This window comes from Mesorhizobium sp. M2E.F.Ca.ET.209.01.1.1 (genome assembly GCF_004010375.2).
GTDB lineage: Bacteria > Pseudomonadota > Alphaproteobacteria > Rhizobiales > Rhizobiaceae > Mesorhizobium.
Genome location: NZ_SADP02000711.1, coordinates 1 through 329, shown reverse-complemented (window position 1 = coordinate 329; position 329 = coordinate 1). Strand labels below are relative to the sequence as shown.

Annotated in this window: 1 protein-coding gene; it reads left to right on the top strand. The window is 59.9% G+C overall.

The annotated features are described in order from the left end of the window. Positions 1–329: ATP-binding cassette domain-containing protein (locus EN852_RS37565; protein WP_135879822.1), on the top strand; the 329-nt coding region annotated here is incomplete at both ends.

The window sequence follows — 329 nt, the reverse complement described above, 5'->3', positions numbered from 1 at the left end:
GCGATCGCGACGTGACTTATGTTGCTCCGAACCGACGCAACATAGGGATGGTGTTTCAGCGATACGCGCTTTTTCCCCACATGACGGTCGCGGACAACATCGCCTTTCCGCTGCGTATGCGCAAAGTTGCGAAAGCTGAAATTAGGCGTCGGGTCGCCGATGCCCTCGCGCTGGTGCAACTCCAAGACTTTGGCAAACGTTTGCCAAGCGAGCTGTCGGGCGGGCAACAACAGCGCGTTGCGGTGGCGCGCGCTTTGGTGTTCGAGCCGCCCGTCCTTCTCATGGACGAGCCATTGGGCGCGCTCGACAAGAAGCTGCGTGAGCAGATG